This window comes from Acidovorax sp. GW821-FHT11A03 (assembly GCF_058809075.1).
Genome location: NZ_JBXASG010000013.1, coordinates 33,315 through 50,859, shown reverse-complemented (window position 1 = coordinate 50,859; position 17,545 = coordinate 33,315). Strand labels below are relative to the sequence as shown.

The following is a 17,545-nucleotide window of genomic DNA, read 5'->3' as shown; positions in this document are numbered from 1 at the left end:
CACTCAACGGTGGCGCTGGCCAAGTAGGCAAACAGCAAACAGGAAATGCATGCCGCCGTTGGGAAGGAGCAAGGAGCAGGCGGTATGCACCAGGCCGAAACTGAAAAATCCACCCCTGCCGACGAGCCGCCGAGGCCAAGTCTTCGGCTGTGTTTTTTTTGGGTCAGCCCTCAATGGCAGCCACCGGGAAAAGCAGCCCGTGGACTGCCGGGCTTTCACGACCGCACCCCACCTGCAGCAGGCCGATCTCACCTTTGCAGGTGTCTTGAGAGCGCTCAGGACTGGCGGTTGACTGCAACGATGCGGTACACGCAACGCGTCGCGCCCGCCAACAGATGTTGCTCACGACTGACTCGGGCATCCGCACCAGCGACTTCCTGGAATAGCTGCAGTTCCGAACGGCAAAAACCCTGGCAGGTGCGCGCGGCGATGCAGATCGGGCAGTGGTCCTCGATCAACAGCCAGCTGCTCCGGTCACGTTCGACACGCGCCATGTAGCCTTCTTCGGTACGAACGGTGGCGAGCTGTTCAAGCCGCTCCTTCAGGGTCCGGCCTTTGCAGACCTGCAAATACGTGGCCCGCGCCTCGGCTTCGCGCTGCGCGATCAGACGGTCCATCCCTTCTTCGCCAAACAACGCGCGCACCGACCCGATCATCTGTACGGCCAGCTGCGCATGCGTGTCCGGGAACCGGCCATTGCCGGCCTCGGTCAGCACCCAGTTCTGGCGCGGGCGCCCCACGCCAGGCAGCGCTTCCTGCCGCCCCTCGATCCATCCTGACGCCACCAGTTTCTGGACTTGCTGCCGGGCCGCCTCCGGCGTCAGGTCCATCGCCGTCGCAAGCATGGCAGTGGATGCGGCGCCCTTGGACTTGATGAAAAAAAGGATGCGATCCGCCGTCGGCAGGTCTGCCTTATTTTCAAAGTTTTTACTTGTATAAAGCATGGCACCCACTTAATATGCAAGGAATGACTTGGATTTTAAGCCATCCCGTTTTCCCCTCTCCGTGAATCCATGAGTTCTCCTGTGTCCCCTTCCCTTTCTCCTGCTGTTTCAACGGCCACCTGGAGTGACTTGTTCACCGGCACGAATGGCTGGCTCGCCCTGGCCCTCACCGGTGGCGTGGCGCTGCATGCGGTCAACGTGCACATCGTGACCACTGTATTGCCGTCGGTGGTCCGGGACATCGGAGGGCTGGACTGGTACGCCTGGAGCACCACTCTCTTTGTGGTGGCCTCCATCCTGGGGGCCGTGCTGTCGGTTCGGCTGCTCGGTGTGGCGGGGCCCCGCGACGCCTGCATGGCGGCGTTGGCGGTGTTCGCGCTCGGCTCGGCCATCTGCGCCGGTGCGCCGTCCATGCCGTGGATGCTGGCCGGGCGCAGCGTGCAGGGCCTGGGAGGCGGCACACTGGCCGCGTTGAGCTATGCGCTGATACGGATCGTTTTCGCGCCTGCGCTGTGGCCGCGCGCGGTGGCCCTGGTGTCCGGCATGTGGGGCGTGGCCACCCTGTGCGGGCCGGCCGTGGGCGGCCTGTTCGCGCAGGCGGGACATTGGCGATGGGCGTTCTGGACCCTGTTACCCGTGGCGCTGCTACAGGCGCTGCTGGCCGCCCTGAAGCTGCGTCCTGCACGCACCCAGGCCGCGGCCGTCCCTGCGCAGGCGGGCATCCCTTTGGCCCAGGTCGTGTTGCTGATGGCATCGGTGATGGTAGTCGCCGTGGGCGGCCTCTCGTCGGCACTGATGGTGCAGGGGGCGGGTGTCGCAGCGGGGCTGGCGTTGGGCGCCGCGGCGATTGCATGGGATCGCCGGGCATCCGTGCGCTTGCTGCCTTCGGGCGCCACGCGGCTGCGCTCACCTTTGGGAGCGGTCTATGCGAGCATCGCCTTGCTGCTGATCGGCACCACCACCGAGATCTTCGTGCCCTACTTTCTGCAGGTGCTGCAGGGCCTGACGCCACTGGCCGCGGGCTACCTCACCGCCGCCATGGCAGCCGGCTGGAGTGTGAGCTCGCTGGTGTCTTCGGGATGTACCGGAGCCCGCGCCGAGCGCCTGCTGCGCGCGGGACCGATGCTGTGCGCGGCTGCCCTGCTGGCCCTGGCGGTGCTGGTGCCTGCCGGCGCCGGTCTGCCGGCGAGCGCAGGAATGGCGCTTTGCGGTGTGGCGTTGGCAGGCGTCGGCGCCGGCGTGGGCATGGGCTGGCCGCACCTGGTCACCCGCCTGCTGACACTCGCTCCGCCCGGTGAAACCGACACGGCGTCGGCCGCCATCACGACGGTACAGCTCTATGGCATGGCGATCGGGGCGGCGATGGCAGGGCTTGTAGCCAATGCAGCGGGGCTCACCCGCCCAGGAGGCGCGGCGGGCGCACAGTCTGCCGCGCTGTGGCTGTTCGCTACCTTCGCGCTGCCGCCCGCAGTGGCCATACTGCTGGCGCGCCGGATCACCCGTCGGCAAGGAATTTCGTGATGGGGGCCGGTATGTCACAGGAGCTGTTCCTGGCGGTCCATGCCTTGGGCCTGGCGATCTGGCTGTCCATCAGCGTCATCAACAACTGCCACGCGCTTGGCGGCTCTACAGCTGCCATCGGCGCAACGATGTCGATGGCGCCGCTGAAGCAGCAGCCCGCGATCGACACGCCACTCCTTTCACGGGCCATCGATTCGCCCGCCGTTCACCGACTCGCGCTGCTGTGGGTGCTGGCGCTGCAGACCGTGGCGGCAGCCGCGTGCTGGGCGGGCTGCTGGCAACTGCTCGCCGTGGGCGACCTGGTCACCGCCCGGCCCTGGCTGAACCTGGCATTGAGCACCTTCGCAGCGTTCTTGTTGTCCATGCATCTCGGGGGGCTGTGGTTCGGCTATTGGATCCGGCAACAGAGCCTGCAACTGACCCACATCGCCCTGCTGGTCTGGGTGGCTGCTGCCTTTGTTGTCTTCAATATGGCGTGGGCATAGGCGGGGCAGTACCACGTGCTCCGCCCATCGGTGCCGGAGAACTGGGAAAGGCTCCCCAACAGAGTACACGTCAGGAGCGGAGGCTGACTGGCGGCCTGAAGGACGTTGAAGCGGTCGGGTGCCGCCGCTGCCTGCAGCAACATTGGTGATGAATTCGCTCAACTGCCCGGCCGTTGTCTGCGCAGTCAACCAGTAAATCAACTCCATTTGCGATAGAAGAGACGGGCGCCCCTCCCTGTAAATGAGTAGCAGATTCGATGTCGACTCTCGTGCAGCAGAGATCGCTGATTTGTAGCCACCAGGCCGCATGTCGGCAGTGACCTGGATGCCCTGCAGAAAGGGCGCATTGGATTAGGAGGCATTCATTTGCTACACCGAAGTTTTCTGCGTTTGATCTCTTTTGCTGAAGATATGGCACGCCAATGGCCGCAATCAAAACAACAATTGATCCGACCGCCTGCATCCAACCCGACCACTCCGCCTTGGTCATGCATGTAGCCCATGAGTCGATCCATAGAAAGCAGTACTCCTGCGGCGGCTTGGCGACTACAGCCGCATCCCGGAGTGCCTTCATCAGTTGACTCGCATCCATCGCATCCCTCCAACTTTTGGAGGCGATGGTACCCGCCTCCCGAGCTCGCACTCAGCGCGTTTTTCAAATTCAGCCCCTATGAAATACGACGATTTTCTGCACTTCAAGGTGACGCTGCCCGCCGAAGAGGGGTTCTCATATGAACCCCACGAGGTAAGCCCGCTACTCAAGCCACACCAGGTGGTCATGGTCTGCTGGTCGTTCCTCGGCGGCCGGCACGCTGTTCGCCGCCTTCGGCCTGGGCGAGAGCGCGATGCAGCTGGAGATCGCGCGCTTCACCCGCACCACGGCTGCGGTATGGGCCTGATCATCATCGTTCTGGGCGTGCGGCAGCAGTTCATTCGCGACGCGGCCATGCTGGGCATGACGGTCACGTTCGTGCGCCGCATTGCACGGATTCTGAGGGCATCTACCTCACCAACTACAAGAGCGTGCTGGACGGCAAGCTAGACCTGCGCGCCTTCGGCGTGTCAGTCTGTTCGACACGCTGGAACTCGAAGCGGCGTGACCGCTTGCTGTCAGGGTTTAAACAGGGATGTGGCCAGCGCAACGATCAATGAAAGCACTGCGATGAACAACGCCCAGAAAGCCACAACAGTCTGGCGCTCGGCGGCGATGGCCTGCCGCTCTGCGATGCCTTCAGGAGTGAGCCTCCTGGCGACGCGGACCTCAAGCTCGGCTTTCTTCAGCACGCGCTTGGCCAAGTATCTGTGTCGCCAGTCAGGGAAGTCGCCCCGCGCAATTGCCTTGCTCAAGTGCTGCGCGAACTCAGCGGGATCGCTGTAGAACCCGTTCATAAAAGCCACATCGTTCTGATCCATCGCCCCTCCAAAGTTCAGCGGCACCACCGCCGCCGAGGCGACCGTAGTTCCCTCTCAAGCCCGCGTCAAGCGGGCTTTTCTATTTTTTAGACATCCGATGCTCTCCCCTCAATTCATCCTGGCGTTGTCCGCCAGGTTGGTCATCGACCTGTTCGCCAGCGGCGGCGGCGCGTCCACAGGCATCGAGCAGGCCCTCGGCCGCCATGTTGATGTCGCGATCAACCACGATGCCGACGCCATCGACATGCACGAGGTCAACCATCCGCAGACCCGGCACTACCGGGAAGACATTCGCAGGGTAGATCCCCTGGCTGTCACACGCGGCGAGCTGGTGGGTCTGCTGCATGCATCCCCAGACTGCACGCACCACAGCCAGGCGCTGGGCGGCCAGCCGCGCTCGCAGGAGATCCGCTCTCTGGCATGGATGGTGCACCGCTGGGCGGGCAAGACCCGCCCCGATGTCATCACGCTGGAAAACGTCGAGCAGATGCTGCAGTGGTCCCCGCTGATTGCCAAGCGCTGCCCCGCCACAGGCCGGGTCATCACGCTGGACAAGACGAAGGACGCGGCCGGCAAGACCACGTACAGGGTGGCCGCCCCCGGCGAGGTGGTGCACCGCAACAACCAGTTCCTGGTACCCGACCCCAGGCGCAAGGGCAAGAACTGGGAGCACTTTGTGGCCGGCCTGCGCGCCATGGGCTACAAGGTCGAGTGGCGGGTGATCTGCAACGCCAAGGTGGGCTGCCGCAGCACGCGCACCCGGCTCTACATGATCGCGCGATGCGATGGCCTGCCTATCGTGGCCCGAGCAGACCCACGCCAAGAAGCCCACGGGCAAGCTCAAGGCCTACCGACAGGCCGCCGAGTGCATCGACTGGAGCATCCCCGGCACCAGCATCTTCGGCCGCAAGAAAGCTGGCCGAGGCCACCATGCGGCGCATCGCCTGCGGCATGAAGAAATTCGTGCTGGAGAGCCCAGACCCGTTCATCGTCGAGGGCGCGGCCCGCACGTTGATCCAGATGGGATATGGCGAACGCAAGGGCCAGGCCCCGCGCGTTCTCGATACCCTGGGGCCGCTGGGCACCATCACCGCGGGCGGCCAGAAATTCGCCACCGCCTCCGTCTATCTGGTGCAGGCCGGCCACGGCGAGGGCCAGGGCGACAGCAAGCGCCGCAGCTACGGCGTGAACGATGTCACCGGGCCCGTGGGCACCGTCACCGCGAGCGGAGGCGGCCAGAGCTTGGCTACAGCCTTCATGGTGCAGGCCAACGGCGGCCACAACACCGTGCACGCCCGCGACCTGCGCGACGGGGTGTCCACAGTCACCACCAGCGGCAGCCAGCAGCAGCTCGCCGTGGCCCACCTCACAACGCTGCGCAAGCACAGCGTCGGCCGCGATGCGCGAGATCCGGTGCCCGTGGTCTCCGCCGGCGGCGAGCACCACGCCCTGGTGCAGTACGAGCTGAGCAAGGAAGACGAGGCAGGCGCCCTGCTGCGCCGCGTTCCTCATGCGCTACCACGCCAGCGGCGGCCAGTGGGCCGACCTGCGCGACCCCATGACCACCATCACGACGCACGACCGTCTGGCGCTGGTGACCGTGTGGTACCGGGGCGAGCCCTGGGTGATCGTGGACATCACGCTGCGCATGCTGGTGCCGCGCGAGCTCTACAACGCCCAGGACTTCCCGCCCGACTACGTGATCGACCGCACATCCAGCGGCAAGAAGCTCACGAAGACAGCCCAGGTGCGGATGGCCGGGAACAGCGTCAGCCCGCTGCCCATGCGGCTGATCGTGAGCCTGAACTACCAGGAAGCAGCCGAGGAAGTAATGAGCAAGGCTGCTTGACAAAGACAGACATCAATCAGGCTTTTTTCCGCAGATTCACGATCCACGCCGTGAAGACGAGCAACGCAGACATGAGCAACAAACCACTTTCAGTGGTTGTCGGGATCGAAGCTGGAGTGCTTATTGCCTGTTCCTCGACCTTCAATGCGTATTCATCAGTATCAAGGGCCCAAGTCGCACCTGAGTTACTCGTTATGTACGCTGTGGTTGGACCCGGGCCCACGGCCCAGCGGTAAATATCTCCCGCTGCTTGCGACTTCGCAACAACCCAAATGGCATTGCCCGCAGTGAAGGATTTGCTACCTTGAAACCGAACATTGGCCATAGTGCTGGTGACCGGATCAATGGCAGTGAATCCGCTGCAGTCTGCAAAGTTGGGGATTGTCCCGCCGGGGCCATCAGAGCAGACCTGTACACCAAAGGTGCTCCCTGATCCTGACTGCAGCGAGATCAGGAGAGTTACTAAATTAACAGTGACATTGGTGGCGGGGTTAGCGATACGGTAGGCCGTCTGTTGCGTGGCGGTGATACCGCTGTACCACCCCGGGCTAGCGGAAGCGAGTGTGTCATGAAGCACCACTGGAGCAGCTTGGACAGAAATTGACGTGCTTGAGAGAAGGAGTGCTCCGATGCACCTCCATTTTTTGATGAGCATTTCAGGTCACATTTGATTGCAAAGCCCGCAATCCTATTCGGGTCTTCCCCCGATGCAACAAAAAAATGCACAGCCTGTGCATTCCTCAAAACCCGCCCCGCTCATGCGGGGTTTTTCATTTCTGGAGTCGTCGATGCAATACATCCTCACCCAAGCCGAATACGACGCGCTGCGCGCCGAGCAAATGGTCAACCTGACTGCTAGCAAAGACGAGCTGCAGAAATTGTGCACCACCGCAGCCAAACACATTCCAGTGAGCCTCCCTTGGGCCCCTCGTAGAGCGCCAGTACCTTGGGGTTGCATCCTCGACCCGGCAACCCAGCCCGTTTACTGCGATGAATGCCCGGCCCAAGCCATCTGTCCGCACGACGGCAAGGAATGGAGCCAGTGAGCCCACCCGACTGGCACGCCGCAGACCGCGCCTACCAGCTCCACCACGCAACCTGCCCCACCTGCCGCGCCGCTGGCACTGCCCCTGGATCAAGGGAGCGGTGCCCGGCGGGTCAAGGGCTGTGGGCCACGTATCAACAGGCGGGAGATCCGCCGCACTTCACCTGGCTGCGGAAGCGGCAGGGAGGAAAGAAACCATGAGCACACACCTGAAGGCCTATGTTGTGCACGAGGACGACGAGGGGAATTGCGCAGTTGTTTTCGCTACCAACGGGGCAACAGCGCGCCGCGATGGTGCCAACGAACTGAACCTGACATTTGAAGAAGTCGAATCCTGCTGCCGAGAACCGGCACTCGATCAGTATGCCCCTGGGCCAGTACCAATGCACGCCACCCTGGCGATCGGCTGGTGGCATGAGTGTGGGAACTGCCATTGCCGTTTCGATCAGGACGAGCGCCACGAATGCGACGACGAGCGCGAGGATGCATTTGAACCAGTACAAAGCGAGACCCGCTCCACCTACTGTAGCCCCGCATGCATGATGGCCGACTGGGCTAAGAGCCGGGCAAGGCAAAACATAGAGCATGCGGCCATTGAGGCGGCTCTGACCCGCTGGCCAGCGGCCACCAGCGCCGTCGGCGGTGAGTGCAACAAAGCATGGCCAAGCCGTGAGCGCGAGATTTATGCACAGTTCACCGTGCCGGGCCTGCGGTTCCCAGTGCGCTGGACGCTTGGCGAGAAAGTGGTGCATGTGTCGCCGTGCGATGCCGAGGCGTTCCAACGCCTCGGAGGCATCACCCCATGAAGATCATCCACATCTCCTATGGCGGCCCCGACCGCAAGATCCGCGACGCCAGCGGCAAGGAATGGAAGTTCGAGATGCACCCACGTTTCGGACCCGCGGCGCTTGACCACCAGGGAGAGCACGCTGACAGCCAGCCGGCGCCTCGCTCACCCTTCTGGTCTGCAGTCACCCTTTGGACCCAGCAGGGCGGCGTCATCGGTCCCGATGGTTTCTGCATCTGGAAGCCCGAACCGGCATTCGAGCTGGCGCACCTCGGCGGACGGAACTATGCAATCGCCGGGTCAGCCCTGGCTGAAAAGTATCGGAGATTCACACCATGACCAGCACCAAAAAGCAGGCAAACAACGACACACGTTTTGTTACAGAACCCGCGCTGGATGGCAGCACAGTCGCGCCCCAACCCGAATGGATTCTGGCCTCCAAGTACCAGGACCTGACGGGCGTCACCCGTGAAACGGTGAAGCAGCGCAAGAAGAGCGGGGTCTGGAAAGAGGGGCAACAGGTTGCTGTTGTCGCCAGGCGCCTTTACGTCAACATCAAAGCAGCCGACCAGTGGATAAACGACCAACTCCCCCAACCCCGCCGGGCGTAAAAATTCGGCCATTCGTGGCCGGTGACCGCCTGCAGATCGCATTCACGCTTGATGGAGTGCAGTGCCGCGAGCTGCTCCCACCCTGCCCCATCAACAAGTCGAGCATCCAGCGCGCAGCGTCATTGCGCGAAGAGATCAGGCGCAAGATCGACGAAGGGGCATTCGTCTATGCCGACTACTTCCCCGACAGTCCACGCGCCGCGGCCCCCAAGAGGGACAGCACACTCATGGAGCGACTGCTGAGAAAGCAGCTCGAAACCTACGAGCGCCAGGTCGCCAACAGCCAGCTCTCCCCCTCCACCTACGGTGGCTACAAAAAGGCCCTCACCGGGGAACGCATGCGCCGCTGGCATGGCCTGCAGGTACGAGATGTCACGCCGAGCATGCTGCGCGAGTGGGTAGCAGAAATGGACTGCACCAGCAAGGCTATCCGGAACACCCTCACCCCCCTGCGCAGCGTTTTCGAGGACGCGCTGAACGATGAGCTGATCGACTTCAACCCGTTCGACCGCGTGGCCCTGACGAAGCTCATCCGCCAGACAGCCAAGGCCAGCGACTACGTGGTCAGCCCGTTCACATCCACGGAGCGGGCAGCATTGCTGGAGGCGTGCCGCCCGGACGAACGACCAATGCTGCAGTTCTGGTTTGGAACAGGCCTGCGCCCCGGAGAGCTGCAAGCGCTGGAATGGCGGCACATCCACTGGGACCGGTGCATTGCCCGCATCGAGCAGAACCAGGTGGCCGGCGTCATCAAGGCGCCCAAGACCACCGCGGGCATCCGCGATGTGGACCTGGACGCCAGCGCGATTGCCGCCCTGAAAGCCCAGCGCCCGCTCTCCGAAGCCAAAGGCCAGCGCATCTGGTTGAATCCCAGGGACGGGAAACCCTGGTCCACCGACGCCCAGGTGCGAAAGACATTCTGGCTGCCGGTGTGCACCCGATCCGGCGTGGAGTACCGCAACCCCTACCAGCTCCGACACACCTACGCCTCCACGCTTTTGACGGCCGGGCAAAACCCCTGGTATGTTGCCGCCCAGCTCGGGCACGAAGACGTGGAGATGGTTTTTCGAACCTACGGGCGATTCATTCTGGAGGACTACCAGAAGCCCAAGCCTGAATTGCGCATTGTGGGAAGTTCCAGATCGGTGTGAATTCGGTGTGATTTCGGTGTGAATTTCAGCACCCCGCCAGACACTTCCGGGCAAAGAAAAACCGCCACAGACTGGGGTTTCCAGTGTGTGGCGGTGTCTTGTATGGGCTGGCGTCTACTGAATGAAAGCTTTAAACCCGCATGAAATCTGGATTTCGCTTTTTTATTTTTTGAATTGTTCCCCCGTTTGTTCCCCCACTGTGTTCACCATAAGCTGCCGCGTGAAAACTGTGGATGGAGACGGGCCCATGACCGATCAATTTGGGCAACCCAAGATGCCATCACCACATCGTCAGCGAGCTCTACATTGCTCCATCGGCTACAGACCATCCACACGCCGCGCTATCCAGTTCCGTACTGCCTTGGCTGACCATGAGGTCGCACGCTGACCGATCTTGATAGAACCCGGAAACTGCCCTCGCGCCATTTGGTCGTAGAGGGCCGAGCGGCACATCCCCGTCAAGCGCAGCACCTCTGGCAACCGCAACAGGCGGTCTTCGTCGCCTCCATCTTCCAAAGGCGGCCTTCGCATCGACTCACCACTATCCAGCAGCGACAACGCCTGCCTCATAAACTGGGCAGCACGGTCGGTTATTTCTCTATCGACAGCCTCCCGTTGGTTCCCGCGATTCTTGCGATTCTGTGCGGCTGGTCTCATATGGCTCCCTTTCCGATCCTGCGACACCTGTCGCCGATTCCGTAGAGTGCCAGGGACATCCGACCCATTCCATCCATACAAGCGCAGCCCAGCGCACCAGGGCAAATACTCCTATGGCTGTTCATCCGGCGGGATTTCTCCGTGATCCCGAAGCGGGGCAACTCCAGCCTCCCACACCCATTCGGATACACAACCTATTGAGACACGACATCCAAGCGCGCTCGGCCCCCTCTTCTACCTCACGGCGGCATCCCACCGAGTGTTCGGGCCGCCTGCTCAAGCCCGCCCAGGATGGCGTCAAGAACACGCGGTGAGAAGTCCTGTGGCAATTCGGCTTGCACCTCGGCGATGGCCGCTGGAGTCCGGGCAAGGATTTCTTCGATGATCGGCTCGGCGGTCGAGGCATAGCCGACCTTCTGCACGGTGCTATTGAAGTGCCTTCGCTGGACACCTTGCATCTCGTAGTGCCGGTTCTTGCCGAGCAAGGCCATCGCCAACTTGATTTCATGTGGCGACCACTGGTTCGGAGCGTTGCCCAACACCGGATAAACCGACATTACGTCGTACAGCGGGGTCGACTGGAAACGCCCGCGTGGCAGAAGCTGGATACTGAAATTCTTGGCATGGCCATCGGGTGCTCGCAGCAACCAGAACAACACCTGAGCCGCCATCAGCGTTTTCATGTCGGCTTCGGCATTCACCGATTGCCGCAGTGTGCCAAACAACGCCTTGAGTCCAGGGCCGCCGTCGTTCTCATATTTGCGCAATGGCGAGCAGCCCTCGACCTGGCAAAAATCTTCCTGCGGCAGACGCATGAACCACTGCCCATTGGGTGCGATGCGCCTATCGAATCGCTCCACTACCAGCACGCGCTGTCCGCCAAAGGTCGCTATGCGGGCATCGGCCACCGGCAAGCCATAGGCCTTCAGCAGCCGCAAACACAGCCATTCGTTGTCGACGGACGTGCTGAAGTCCGCCTGTCGCCCTCCCATCAGGCCGAGCGGGAGCTTGAAGATGTGGCTCGTCGGCGTGGCACCACGCGGCACGAGCCATTGCCCGCCCCACCACAGGAAGGCCGTCTTCTCCTGCGCACCGGCCAGCGAGATGCGGAAATCGGCATCCGGGTCTCGGCCCGCAGCGAAGGCCTGCGGCGAAACGGTTTCGATCAGGTGCCGCTCGATAGCCTCCTCGGACAGGGGATCGCCCTCGACTCTATCGAAACCGGTGGGCACCTCGTCTTCATCCAGGATCTGGACGGCGCCTACGCAATCGCGCCCGATAGCCTTCAACAAATCGAACGGTTCGGTCGAGCCCGTCCGGAATCGCTCGGCCACGCGGCGACGGATCGGGTCACTGTCCGGAAGCAGGTTGTCGAAGTAGTTCGAGACCTTTTCGCCCTTGGCCGGCAGATTCTGCAGATTGAACGGCAGGGACAGGGACAGCGGCCGGCCGATATCAGCACCCATCCAGTCCGGGTCGTACTGCAGTTCCACCTCGCCGCGAGCGGGAATCGTCCACCGGCCCACGCGGACACCGTTGGTCCAGATAGACAAGCTGCGGCTATGCGATCGACGTCCCATCTCACCAATCCGTGGTCGGCGCCGTCGACACCGCAGCGCTACCCCGGGTCCCAACGGCCAGTTCAAGGCCCAGCGCGGCACACCATGCAAGAAGTTGCTCCACACTCAGTTCGTGGGCGTTGAGTTCCAGATGAGAAACCCGTGACTGGCTCAGGCCGATGCGGCTGGCCAGCGCCGACTGGGTCAACCCCTGCGCCTTGCGCGCGGCCTGCAGCATCGACCCCAGTTGGCCGGCAGTGACCAGCGGATGTGATGTCGTCGCCATGGCTGATACCTGAAATTCAGATAAACGGAAAATATCTCAAAAACAGATATTAGTCAAATATCTGACATTCAACTATTTCTTGGCATTGCACAATGCGCTTGGATGATGCAACCTGACGGATGCTCTCACTCGATTGGGCCCAAGCCATGCCTGGTCCATGGACATGATCAGCAAACTAACCCATAGGTCGCACTCTTTCAAATCAGGCGGAGCCACCCGCACGCTCCTCAGGGTGCCAGAGGAGTTCGTCAATCCCAACCACTGAAGCGCAACACAGCGAAGACATCGACGCTGACATCAACGAGAAATCTACACAGAGGAGGCACAAACCGGTGTATGCGATTCGCCCAACCGAGCAGCGGACCCACCAATCTAAAATACTGTTGTTTTTTCCAGTATTATCGAAAAAGTCGAACTGGTGGGACTCACCAGTTCACGATACTTGGCGCTAAAATCTAGCTTATGAAGACCACATCAAAACTTAGCGGAGGGATTCCGGCCCACTTTTCCGGGCATGAAACATTCCCCCTCCGTCAAATGTGGCTCAAAAAGGCCTTTGACGAATCAATCGAAAGAGGTCTCATCCGCAAATCTACGTTCTCTGATGAGAACGCGATCGCCTCCTTCGGGGTCGGCAAGAATATGGTCGCGTCCATCCGACATTGGGCCTTGGCATGCGGTGTAATGCGTGAGCTCCTCTGCCTGATCCGAATCCACACCCGGCGCCCGCATCTCCATCGGCTGCTGCGACTTTAAAATGGCCGGTCCGAGATCCCCCGGCAGAGGTGGCCCCAGCACCGGCGGCGCCGGCTTGCCCAGCCCCGCATAGTCCTTGGGCAATCGCTCCAGATCCTCGGTGCGCGCAATGCGGTCCACATTGAATAGTTCGGTCCCCGCCCCCCGGTCCCTCCGACTCGGACTCAAGGACCACAACGTAGCCCCGAGCACCGCCGCACTGAGCCCACCCACCAGCACCACCAGCGTTCGGCGATTGAGCCGCGTCACCGGCCGCGGCGAAGCCCGCAACGCCATGGCCTCGGGATCGGCCTTGGGCGCTGCCGTGTTCGACGCCTCCGGCATATTGCTCGTACCCATGTCAGTTCCTCCGCACCGAGCTCACGCCATCTGTGCGCTCGATCCGCACCACCTGGGCCTTGTCCCCGCCCAGCCGCAGCTCGGCCGCGCCGAAGAGCCGGTCCACCACGTAGTACGGCGCGCGGAACCGGTAGTTCACCAATTGCCCATCACCCTGCGGCCCGATCACGAACAGCGGCGGCAACTCACCCTGCGCAATACCACCGGGGAACTGGATATAGACCTTCTCCCCGTCGTCAAACGCCCGCAGCGGCTTCCAGGGTGGCGAATCCCCACTCACCGCATACCGGAACCGGATCTGCTCCAGCGTCATACCCGTTTCCACTGGGGCGCCCGCCTGCGCTTCCCGCGCCTGCTTCTGCAGTGCCAACATCCGGTCTTTGGGATAGTCCCAGGACACCGACGCCATCCAGGCCTGCGGCGTCGAAGACAGCTCCAGCAGGTAGGTCCGGCGGTTGGTGGTGATGACCAGGTTGGTCTTGAGGCCCACCCGCGTGGGCTTGACGAGAACATTGACCCGCAGATCTGCTCCTGATCCACTGGCCGTGTCTCCCACGATCCAGCGCACCGTGTCCCCGGCCGAGACCGTCACCAGTTCCTCGCCGGGCTGCAGCGCGATGACCGTGACACGCCCCGGGCTCGCATAGACCTGGTACAGCGCCCCCTCGGCATAGGGCCAGACCTGGATCGCATTGACATAGCCCTCGCGCGACGGCGCGATGCGCGCCTCCTCGTTGGCCTTGGACACCCTGGCCTTCTCGTCAGCAGGCTCGGCAGCCAGCTTCCCTTCGGCCTCGCGCCCCACGGGCTTCAACTGCCCCGGCAATGCCAGCGGCTGCGGCACGGCGACCGCCTCGACAGGCCTTGGCACTTCCGGCAGCAGCTGCGCCGCCCTTTCCTGTCTGGGCTCATCGAGCGAAATCTCTGGCGGCTTACTGGGCGACGCGCAGCCTGTCGCCAGGATGGCCAGCAGAACTGCCGGCAGTACGCAAACACGGCTTTGTGCATTCATGGCTTCTTCACTCCTTCGGAGGTTTCGAGTTCACGGGTCCACGACAGTCCGTTGACGTAGATGCCCAAGGGGTTCTTGCGCAGCCGCTCTTCGGTGCGGGGGGTCTGCAGCACGATGGAAAGCACAGCCGTCCAGCGGTCCAGTCCTGCCGCCTCGCCATTCACATAGCGCCGCTCAGTCCAGCGCACTTGGAACGAGGTGTCGCTGGCCCGCACCACGCTGTTGACCTGCACCGCTACCGACTGCTGCCCGATGCGCGAGAACGGATCGTTGGTGCGCGCGTAGTCGTTCAAGACCGCCGCTCCCTTGTCCGTGGTGTAGTCATAGGCTTCGAGCCAGCTTTGCCGCACCACGATCGGATCGATGGACAGCGAACGCACTCCCGAAATGAAACGCGCCAGGTGAAACGCAATCTGCGCGTCCGCGGGCTGGTACGGCGTGGCGGCTTCGCCCACGGCCCGCACCTGCCCGGCCTGGTCCACTTCGATCACATAGGGCGTCACGATGGACTGCGCCGAGCGCCAGACCAGTCCTCCCGCCATCAGCAGGGCCAAAGACAAGGACCCGAAGGCCATCAGCCGCCAGTTCTTGGCCTGCACGCGCGCACTGCCGATGCGCTCGTCCCAGACCTGCCCTGCGGCCTGGTAGGGGGTGATGGGCTCGGGCGTCTCCGAATACCGCACCCGGGGTCGTTTGAATCGCATGGAGGTTCTCCTCAAGAGTTCGAGTCATCGCGCAAGCTCGGCCCAGAGCCGCTGCCCCCGTGGTCGCCCGAGCGCAGCGCGTGCGCGGCCGTCGTGGCGGCGTTCGTGGCCTGCTGCCTGCGCCGCATGCGCTGAGCCCAGGCGGGTTCGGTGGTGGGAGGGGATGTACTGGCCTCGAATGCGGTGTCAGCAGCCGCAGTGGAAGTGGGTGCCGCAGCCTCGCGGACAAAGCCCGCGACACGGTCCTTGACCGCCTTTGCACCGGTGGCAACGCGCTGGCCCGCAGCAGTTGCTCCGGTCTTGGCAACGTTCCTCACCCCAGCGCCGGCTGCCCGTGCGCCGCTGCCGCCCGAAGCCGCAGCGCCCACCTGGTAGGCTGACTTCGCACCACTGGCCAACGCACTGACAGAACGTGCAGCCGAGGCCCCGCCACCAATTGCCGCCTTGGCCACACCGGGTGCCAAGCGGGCCCCTGCGGCCACGGCCGAGCCAGCACCGGCAACGGCCGCGCCACCAGCGACAGCCAGACCGGTGGCCCCAATGGCCGTGCCCACTGCCGCCCCAGCTCCGAGCTGTGGCGCCCCCGAGACCAGCCCGGTCGCAATTCCCGGCCCAAAGATCCCCAGGCCCAGCATGGCCAGCGCCGCCAGCATGATGACCAGCGCATGGTCGATGGAGGGCTCCGCCCCCGCCGGTGCCCTGAACTCCGCAAACAGCCCCGAGCCAATCCCTACGATGACAGCCAGCACCAACACCTTGATGCCCGACGAGATCACGTTGCCCAGCACCTTCTCCGCCAGGAAGGCCGTTTTGTTCCACAGCGCAAAGGGCACCAGTACAAACCCCGCGAGCGTGGTCAGCTTGAACTCGATCAGCGTCACGAAGAGCTGCACCGCCAGTACGAAGAAGCTCACGATCAGCACCAGCCAGGCCAGGAACAGCACGGTGATCACATCGAGGTTCGCAAACACCTCCGGAAACCCCATCAACTCGCTAATCTGCGCCATGATCGGCCGCCCCGCATCGATGCCCACCTTGGCCAGTTGCCCCGGCCGCAGAAACTGCGTCTGGGTCATACCGGAACCCGACGCGGTCAGCCCCAGCCCCGCAAACGACTGGAACACGATCCCGGCCAGCCGGTTGAAGTTGCCGATGATGAAAGCAAAAGCTCCCACATAGAGCACCTTCTTGATCAGCCGCGCAATCACATCGTCGCCCTGCCCCGAGGCATGGCCCATGGCCCAGAACAACCCGGCGAGCGTCACGTCGATCACGATCAGCGTGGCGCTCAAGAACCGCACCTCGCCACCGAGAAGCCCAAACCCCGAATCGATGTACCGCGAGAACACATCGAGGAAGCGGTCGATGACCGCCACGTCGTTCATGGCGCTCAATCCTTGGCCGCATCGCTGGAGGCCGCGCTCGCGGGCGACGATGCGGGTGGGGGCGCAGCCGGTATGTGCGCTGTCCCGCCACTCATGAAGCGCTGGCGTGTGGCCTCGGCCACCGCGTTGCACTGCGCATCACCCACCTTGGCGTGGTCCGCCTTGCACTGGGCGCGCAGTTCCCGGAGCCGCTCGGGGTTGACCACCAGCGACTCGACGGTCTCGATGGCAGGAGTTTTTTCGCAGCCAGCCACCAGCAGCGCGACGGACATGATCAGGAGGTACTTGGACTTCATGGTCATCTCCTCACTGGCCATAGAAGCTGACAGGCGCCACCGTGTACGGTGTCCCCTCCCCCTGAAACCGCCGACGTACCTCGCGCGCCCGCTCCTGCACCGCCACCTGGCGTGCCTGCTCCAATGCGACTGCCCGGTCCTGGGTGATCTGCAGCTGTTGCGCCTGCATGGACTGGCGCGACTGCAGGGCCAGCAGTTGGTTCGTCGCCTGCATTGCCTGCAGGGCGCCCGCGGCAGACTGGCTGCGGTTCACCAGATCCGTGAGCGTGCGCTCGTCGCTCGCGAAGTTCTGCACCGCCTGGGACTGCACCTGGGTCGCAGTGCGCAGCGCCTCCAGCGAGTTCTGCCAGCGCTGACGCGCATCCAGCGCCATCTGGTTGCCCGAGATCAAGGCGGTGTAGGCCTGCGGGTACAGCCGCCGGAACTCGCCTTCCATCTGCTGCACGTTGAACGCCAGCCCCTGGGCCTGGCGGATCAGCTGGTTGGTCGACTCAAGCGCCGCCCGCAACTCGCCCAGCGCGCTCGAATCCAGCTTGGCCAGGTTCAGCGCATCGTTCTGCAGTTGCCGGATCTGGTTGTTGATCTGCTCCAGCGTGCGCGCCGCCGTCAGGATGTTCTGGGAGAAGTTCGAGGGATCGAACACGATGCGGCCCCCAAACATCTGGGCCTGCGCGGGCACGGTCGCGCCGAGGGCCAGCGCCGCAACGGCAGCCAGTGCCACGCGCCGCAGTTGAAACTTCATCTT

20 protein-coding genes and 1 pseudogene are annotated in these 17,545 nt (G+C 63.1%); 10 read left to right on the top strand and 11 right to left on the bottom strand.

Annotated elements, in window-relative coordinates:
* Window positions 1–275 precede the first annotated feature (275 nt).
* The gene (locus AC1RVY_RS25940) at window positions 276–944 is read right to left on the bottom strand and encodes a helix-turn-helix transcriptional regulator (protein ID WP_492809003.1); all 669 of its coding nucleotides are present in this window, start codon (window positions 942–944) and stop codon (window positions 276–278) included.
* 69 nt (window positions 945–1,013) lie between these two features.
* Between AC1RVY_RS25940 and AC1RVY_RS25935 the strand changes: the two genes are divergently transcribed.
* The 3 genes from AC1RVY_RS25935 (at window position 1,014) to AC1RVY_RS25925 (ending at window position 3,992) form a co-directional block, all read left to right on the top strand.
* Window positions 1,014–2,465: an MFS transporter gene (locus tag AC1RVY_RS25935; protein ID WP_492809001.1), complete on the top strand. Its 1,452-nt coding sequence runs from the start codon at window positions 1,014–1,016 to the stop codon at window positions 2,463–2,465.
* Entirely contained in the window at window positions 2,465–2,950 is a 486-nt protein-coding gene (locus AC1RVY_RS25930) for a DUF2165 family protein (protein ID WP_492246371.1), read from the top strand. The genes AC1RVY_RS25935 and AC1RVY_RS25930 overlap by 1 nt, the downstream gene beginning before the upstream one ends.
* 670 nt (window positions 2,951–3,620) lie before the next feature.
* A complete protein-coding gene (locus AC1RVY_RS25925; RefSeq protein WP_492808999.1) occupies window positions 3,621–3,992 on the top strand; it encodes a hypothetical protein in 372 nt (123 codons plus the stop codon).
* A gap of 68 nt (window positions 3,993–4,060) precedes the next feature.
* Here AC1RVY_RS25925 and AC1RVY_RS25920 read toward each other — a convergent pair whose 3' ends face one another.
* Complete coding sequence (locus AC1RVY_RS25920) at window positions 4,061–4,363, bottom strand: hypothetical protein (RefSeq protein ID WP_492808997.1); 303 nt, start codon at window positions 4,361–4,363, stop codon at window positions 4,061–4,063.
* A 97-nt stretch (window positions 4,364–4,460) separates the two neighbouring features.
* Between AC1RVY_RS25920 and AC1RVY_RS25915 the strand changes: the two are divergent.
* Window positions 4,461–6,212: pseudogene (locus AC1RVY_RS25915) on the top strand (DNA cytosine methyltransferase).
* Between the two features lie 16 nt (window positions 6,213–6,228).
* Here the strand turns inward: AC1RVY_RS25915 and AC1RVY_RS25910 are convergent.
* Entirely contained in the window at window positions 6,229–6,867 is a 639-nt protein-coding gene (locus AC1RVY_RS25910) for a hypothetical protein (protein WP_369643965.1), read from the bottom strand.
* A gap of 133 nt (window positions 6,868–7,000) precedes the next feature.
* On the opposite strand from AC1RVY_RS25910, the gene AC1RVY_RS25905 reads away from it, so the two are divergent.
* The 5 genes from AC1RVY_RS25905 to AC1RVY_RS25885 all read left to right on the top strand — a co-directional run bounded on the left by AC1RVY_RS25905 (window position 7,001) and on the right by AC1RVY_RS25885 (window position 9,806).
* Window positions 7,001–7,258: a hypothetical protein gene (locus tag AC1RVY_RS25905; protein ID WP_369643966.1), complete on the top strand. Its 258-nt coding sequence runs from the start codon at window positions 7,001–7,003 to the stop codon at window positions 7,256–7,258.
* A gap of 196 nt (window positions 7,259–7,454) precedes the next feature.
* On the top strand, window positions 7,455–8,063 hold the full coding sequence (locus AC1RVY_RS25900) for a hypothetical protein (protein WP_369643967.1): 609 nt from the start codon (window positions 7,455–7,457) through the stop codon (window positions 8,061–8,063).
* Window positions 8,060–8,383 carry a hypothetical protein gene (locus AC1RVY_RS25895; RefSeq protein WP_369643968.1) on the top strand — a complete coding sequence of 108 codons (324 nt, stop codon included), beginning with the start codon at window positions 8,060–8,062 and terminating at the stop codon, window positions 8,381–8,383. Before AC1RVY_RS25900 ends, AC1RVY_RS25895 begins: the two co-directional genes overlap by 4 nt.
* Window positions 8,380–8,655: an excisionase family protein gene (xisR, locus tag AC1RVY_RS25890; protein WP_369643969.1), complete on the top strand. Its 276-nt coding sequence runs from the start codon at window positions 8,380–8,382 to the stop codon at window positions 8,653–8,655. Before AC1RVY_RS25895 ends, xisR begins: the two co-directional genes overlap by 4 nt.
* Before the next feature lie 14 nt (window positions 8,656–8,669).
* Complete coding sequence (locus AC1RVY_RS25885; protein ID WP_492808993.1) at window positions 8,670–9,806, top strand: Arm DNA-binding domain-containing protein; 1,137 nt, start codon at window positions 8,670–8,672, stop codon at window positions 9,804–9,806.
* Between the two features lie 318 nt (window positions 9,807–10,124).
* On the opposite strand, the gene AC1RVY_RS25880 is transcribed toward AC1RVY_RS25885, so the two are convergent.
* The 3 genes from AC1RVY_RS25880 to AC1RVY_RS25870 form a co-directional block, all read right to left on the bottom strand.
* Window positions 10,125–10,337, bottom strand: a complete 213-nt coding sequence (locus AC1RVY_RS25880; RefSeq protein WP_492809069.1) for a helix-turn-helix transcriptional regulator — start codon at window positions 10,335–10,337, stop codon at window positions 10,125–10,127.
* Window positions 10,338–10,702: 365 nt separating this feature from the next.
* On the bottom strand, window positions 10,703–12,043 hold the full coding sequence (locus tag AC1RVY_RS25875) for a type II toxin-antitoxin system HipA family toxin (RefSeq protein ID WP_492808991.1): 1,341 nt from the start codon (window positions 12,041–12,043) through the stop codon (window positions 10,703–10,705).
* 1 nt (window position 12,044) lies between these two features.
* Window positions 12,045–12,308, bottom strand: coding sequence for a helix-turn-helix domain-containing protein (locus tag AC1RVY_RS25870; protein WP_108625314.1), 264 nt, complete (start codon window positions 12,306–12,308; stop codon window positions 12,045–12,047).
* Between the two features lie 462 nt (window positions 12,309–12,770).
* On the opposite strand from AC1RVY_RS25870, the gene AC1RVY_RS25865 reads away from it, so the two are divergent.
* On the top strand, window positions 12,771–13,064 hold the full coding sequence (locus tag AC1RVY_RS25865) for a DUF4007 family protein (protein WP_492808988.1): 294 nt from the start codon (window positions 12,771–12,773) through the stop codon (window positions 13,062–13,064).
* 340 nt (window positions 13,065–13,404) lie between these two features.
* On the opposite strand, the gene trbG is transcribed toward AC1RVY_RS25865, so the two are convergent.
* The 5 genes from trbG to trbJ are packed head-to-tail and all read right to left on the bottom strand — an operon-like array spanning window position 13,405 to window position 17,542.
* The gene (trbG, locus tag AC1RVY_RS25860) at window positions 13,405–14,415 is read right to left on the bottom strand and encodes a P-type conjugative transfer protein TrbG (protein WP_492808986.1); all 1,011 of its coding nucleotides are present in this window, start codon (window positions 14,413–14,415) and stop codon (window positions 13,405–13,407) included.
* On the bottom strand, window positions 14,412–15,119 hold the full coding sequence (gene trbF, locus AC1RVY_RS25855) for a conjugal transfer protein TrbF (RefSeq protein WP_218299946.1): 708 nt from the start codon (window positions 15,117–15,119) through the stop codon (window positions 14,412–14,414). The genes trbG and trbF overlap by 4 nt, the downstream gene beginning before the upstream one ends.
* A gap of 11 nt (window positions 15,120–15,130) precedes the next feature.
* Window positions 15,131–16,504 carry a P-type conjugative transfer protein TrbL gene (gene trbL / locus AC1RVY_RS25850; protein WP_492808984.1) on the bottom strand — a complete coding sequence of 458 codons (1,374 nt, stop codon included), beginning with the start codon at window positions 16,502–16,504 and terminating at the stop codon, window positions 15,131–15,133.
* 5 nt (window positions 16,505–16,509) lie between these two features.
* On the bottom strand, window positions 16,510–16,800 hold the full coding sequence (locus AC1RVY_RS25845) for an EexN family lipoprotein (RefSeq protein WP_492808982.1): 291 nt from the start codon (window positions 16,798–16,800) through the stop codon (window positions 16,510–16,512).
* Window positions 16,801–16,810: 10 nt separating this feature from the next.
* On the bottom strand, window positions 16,811–17,542 hold the full coding sequence (gene trbJ / locus AC1RVY_RS25840) for a P-type conjugative transfer protein TrbJ (RefSeq protein ID WP_409857002.1): 732 nt from the start codon (window positions 17,540–17,542) through the stop codon (window positions 16,811–16,813).
* Window positions 17,543–17,545 lie beyond the last annotated feature (3 nt).

What these genes read in the sequence shown, in the direction of transcription:
- AC1RVY_RS25930 (WP_492246371.1), top strand. Translation starts at nt 2,465, where the DNA reads ATGGGGGCCGGTATGTCACAGGAGCTGTTCCTGGCGGTCCATGCCTTG.
- AC1RVY_RS25905 (WP_369643966.1), top strand. Translation starts at nt 7,001, where the DNA reads ATGCAATACATCCTCACCCAAGCCGAATACGACGCGCTGCGCGCCGAG.
- trbL (WP_492808984.1), bottom strand. Translation starts at nt 16,504, where the DNA reads ATGAACGACGTGGCGGTCATCGACCGCTTCCTCGATGTGTTCTCGCGG.
- AC1RVY_RS25925 (WP_492808999.1), top strand. Translation starts at nt 3,621, where the DNA reads ATGAAATACGACGATTTTCTGCACTTCAAGGTGACGCTGCCCGCCGAA.
- trbF (WP_218299946.1), bottom strand. Translation starts at nt 15,119, where the DNA reads ATGCGATTCAAACGACCCCGGGTGCGGTATTCGGAGACGCCCGAGCCC.
- xisR (WP_369643969.1), top strand. Translation starts at nt 8,380, where the DNA reads ATGACCAGCACCAAAAAGCAGGCAAACAACGACACACGTTTTGTTACA.
- AC1RVY_RS25900 (WP_369643967.1), top strand. Translation starts at nt 7,455, where the DNA reads ATGAGCACACACCTGAAGGCCTATGTTGTGCACGAGGACGACGAGGGG.
- AC1RVY_RS25865 (WP_492808988.1), top strand. Translation starts at nt 12,771, where the DNA reads ATGAAGACCACATCAAAACTTAGCGGAGGGATTCCGGCCCACTTTTCC.
- AC1RVY_RS25870 (WP_108625314.1), bottom strand. Translation starts at nt 12,308, where the DNA reads ATGGCGACGACATCACATCCGCTGGTCACTGCCGGCCAACTGGGGTCG.
- AC1RVY_RS25875 (WP_492808991.1), bottom strand. Translation starts at nt 12,043, where the DNA reads ATGGGACGTCGATCGCATAGCCGCAGCTTGTCTATCTGGACCAACGGT.
- AC1RVY_RS25910 (WP_369643965.1), bottom strand. Translation starts at nt 6,867, where the DNA reads ATGCTCATCAAAAAATGGAGGTGCATCGGAGCACTCCTTCTCTCAAGC.
- AC1RVY_RS25895 (WP_369643968.1), top strand. Translation starts at nt 8,060, where the DNA reads ATGAAGATCATCCACATCTCCTATGGCGGCCCCGACCGCAAGATCCGC.
- trbG (WP_492808986.1), bottom strand. Translation starts at nt 14,415, where the DNA reads ATGAATGCACAAAGCCGTGTTTGCGTACTGCCGGCAGTTCTGCTGGCC.
- AC1RVY_RS25880 (WP_492809069.1), bottom strand. Translation starts at nt 10,337, where the DNA reads ATGCGAAGGCCGCCTTTGGAAGATGGAGGCGACGAAGACCGCCTGTTG.
- AC1RVY_RS25940 (WP_492809003.1), bottom strand. Translation starts at nt 944, where the DNA reads ATGCTTTATACAAGTAAAAACTTTGAAAATAAGGCAGACCTGCCGACG.
- AC1RVY_RS25920 (WP_492808997.1), bottom strand. Translation starts at nt 4,363, where the DNA reads ATGGATCAGAACGATGTGGCTTTTATGAACGGGTTCTACAGCGATCCC.
- trbJ (WP_409857002.1), bottom strand. Translation starts at nt 17,542, where the DNA reads ATGAAGTTTCAACTGCGGCGCGTGGCACTGGCTGCCGTTGCGGCGCTG.
- AC1RVY_RS25935 (WP_492809001.1), top strand. Translation starts at nt 1,014, where the DNA reads ATGAGTTCTCCTGTGTCCCCTTCCCTTTCTCCTGCTGTTTCAACGGCC.
- AC1RVY_RS25845 (WP_492808982.1), bottom strand. Translation starts at nt 16,800, where the DNA reads ATGAAGTCCAAGTACCTCCTGATCATGTCCGTCGCGCTGCTGGTGGCT.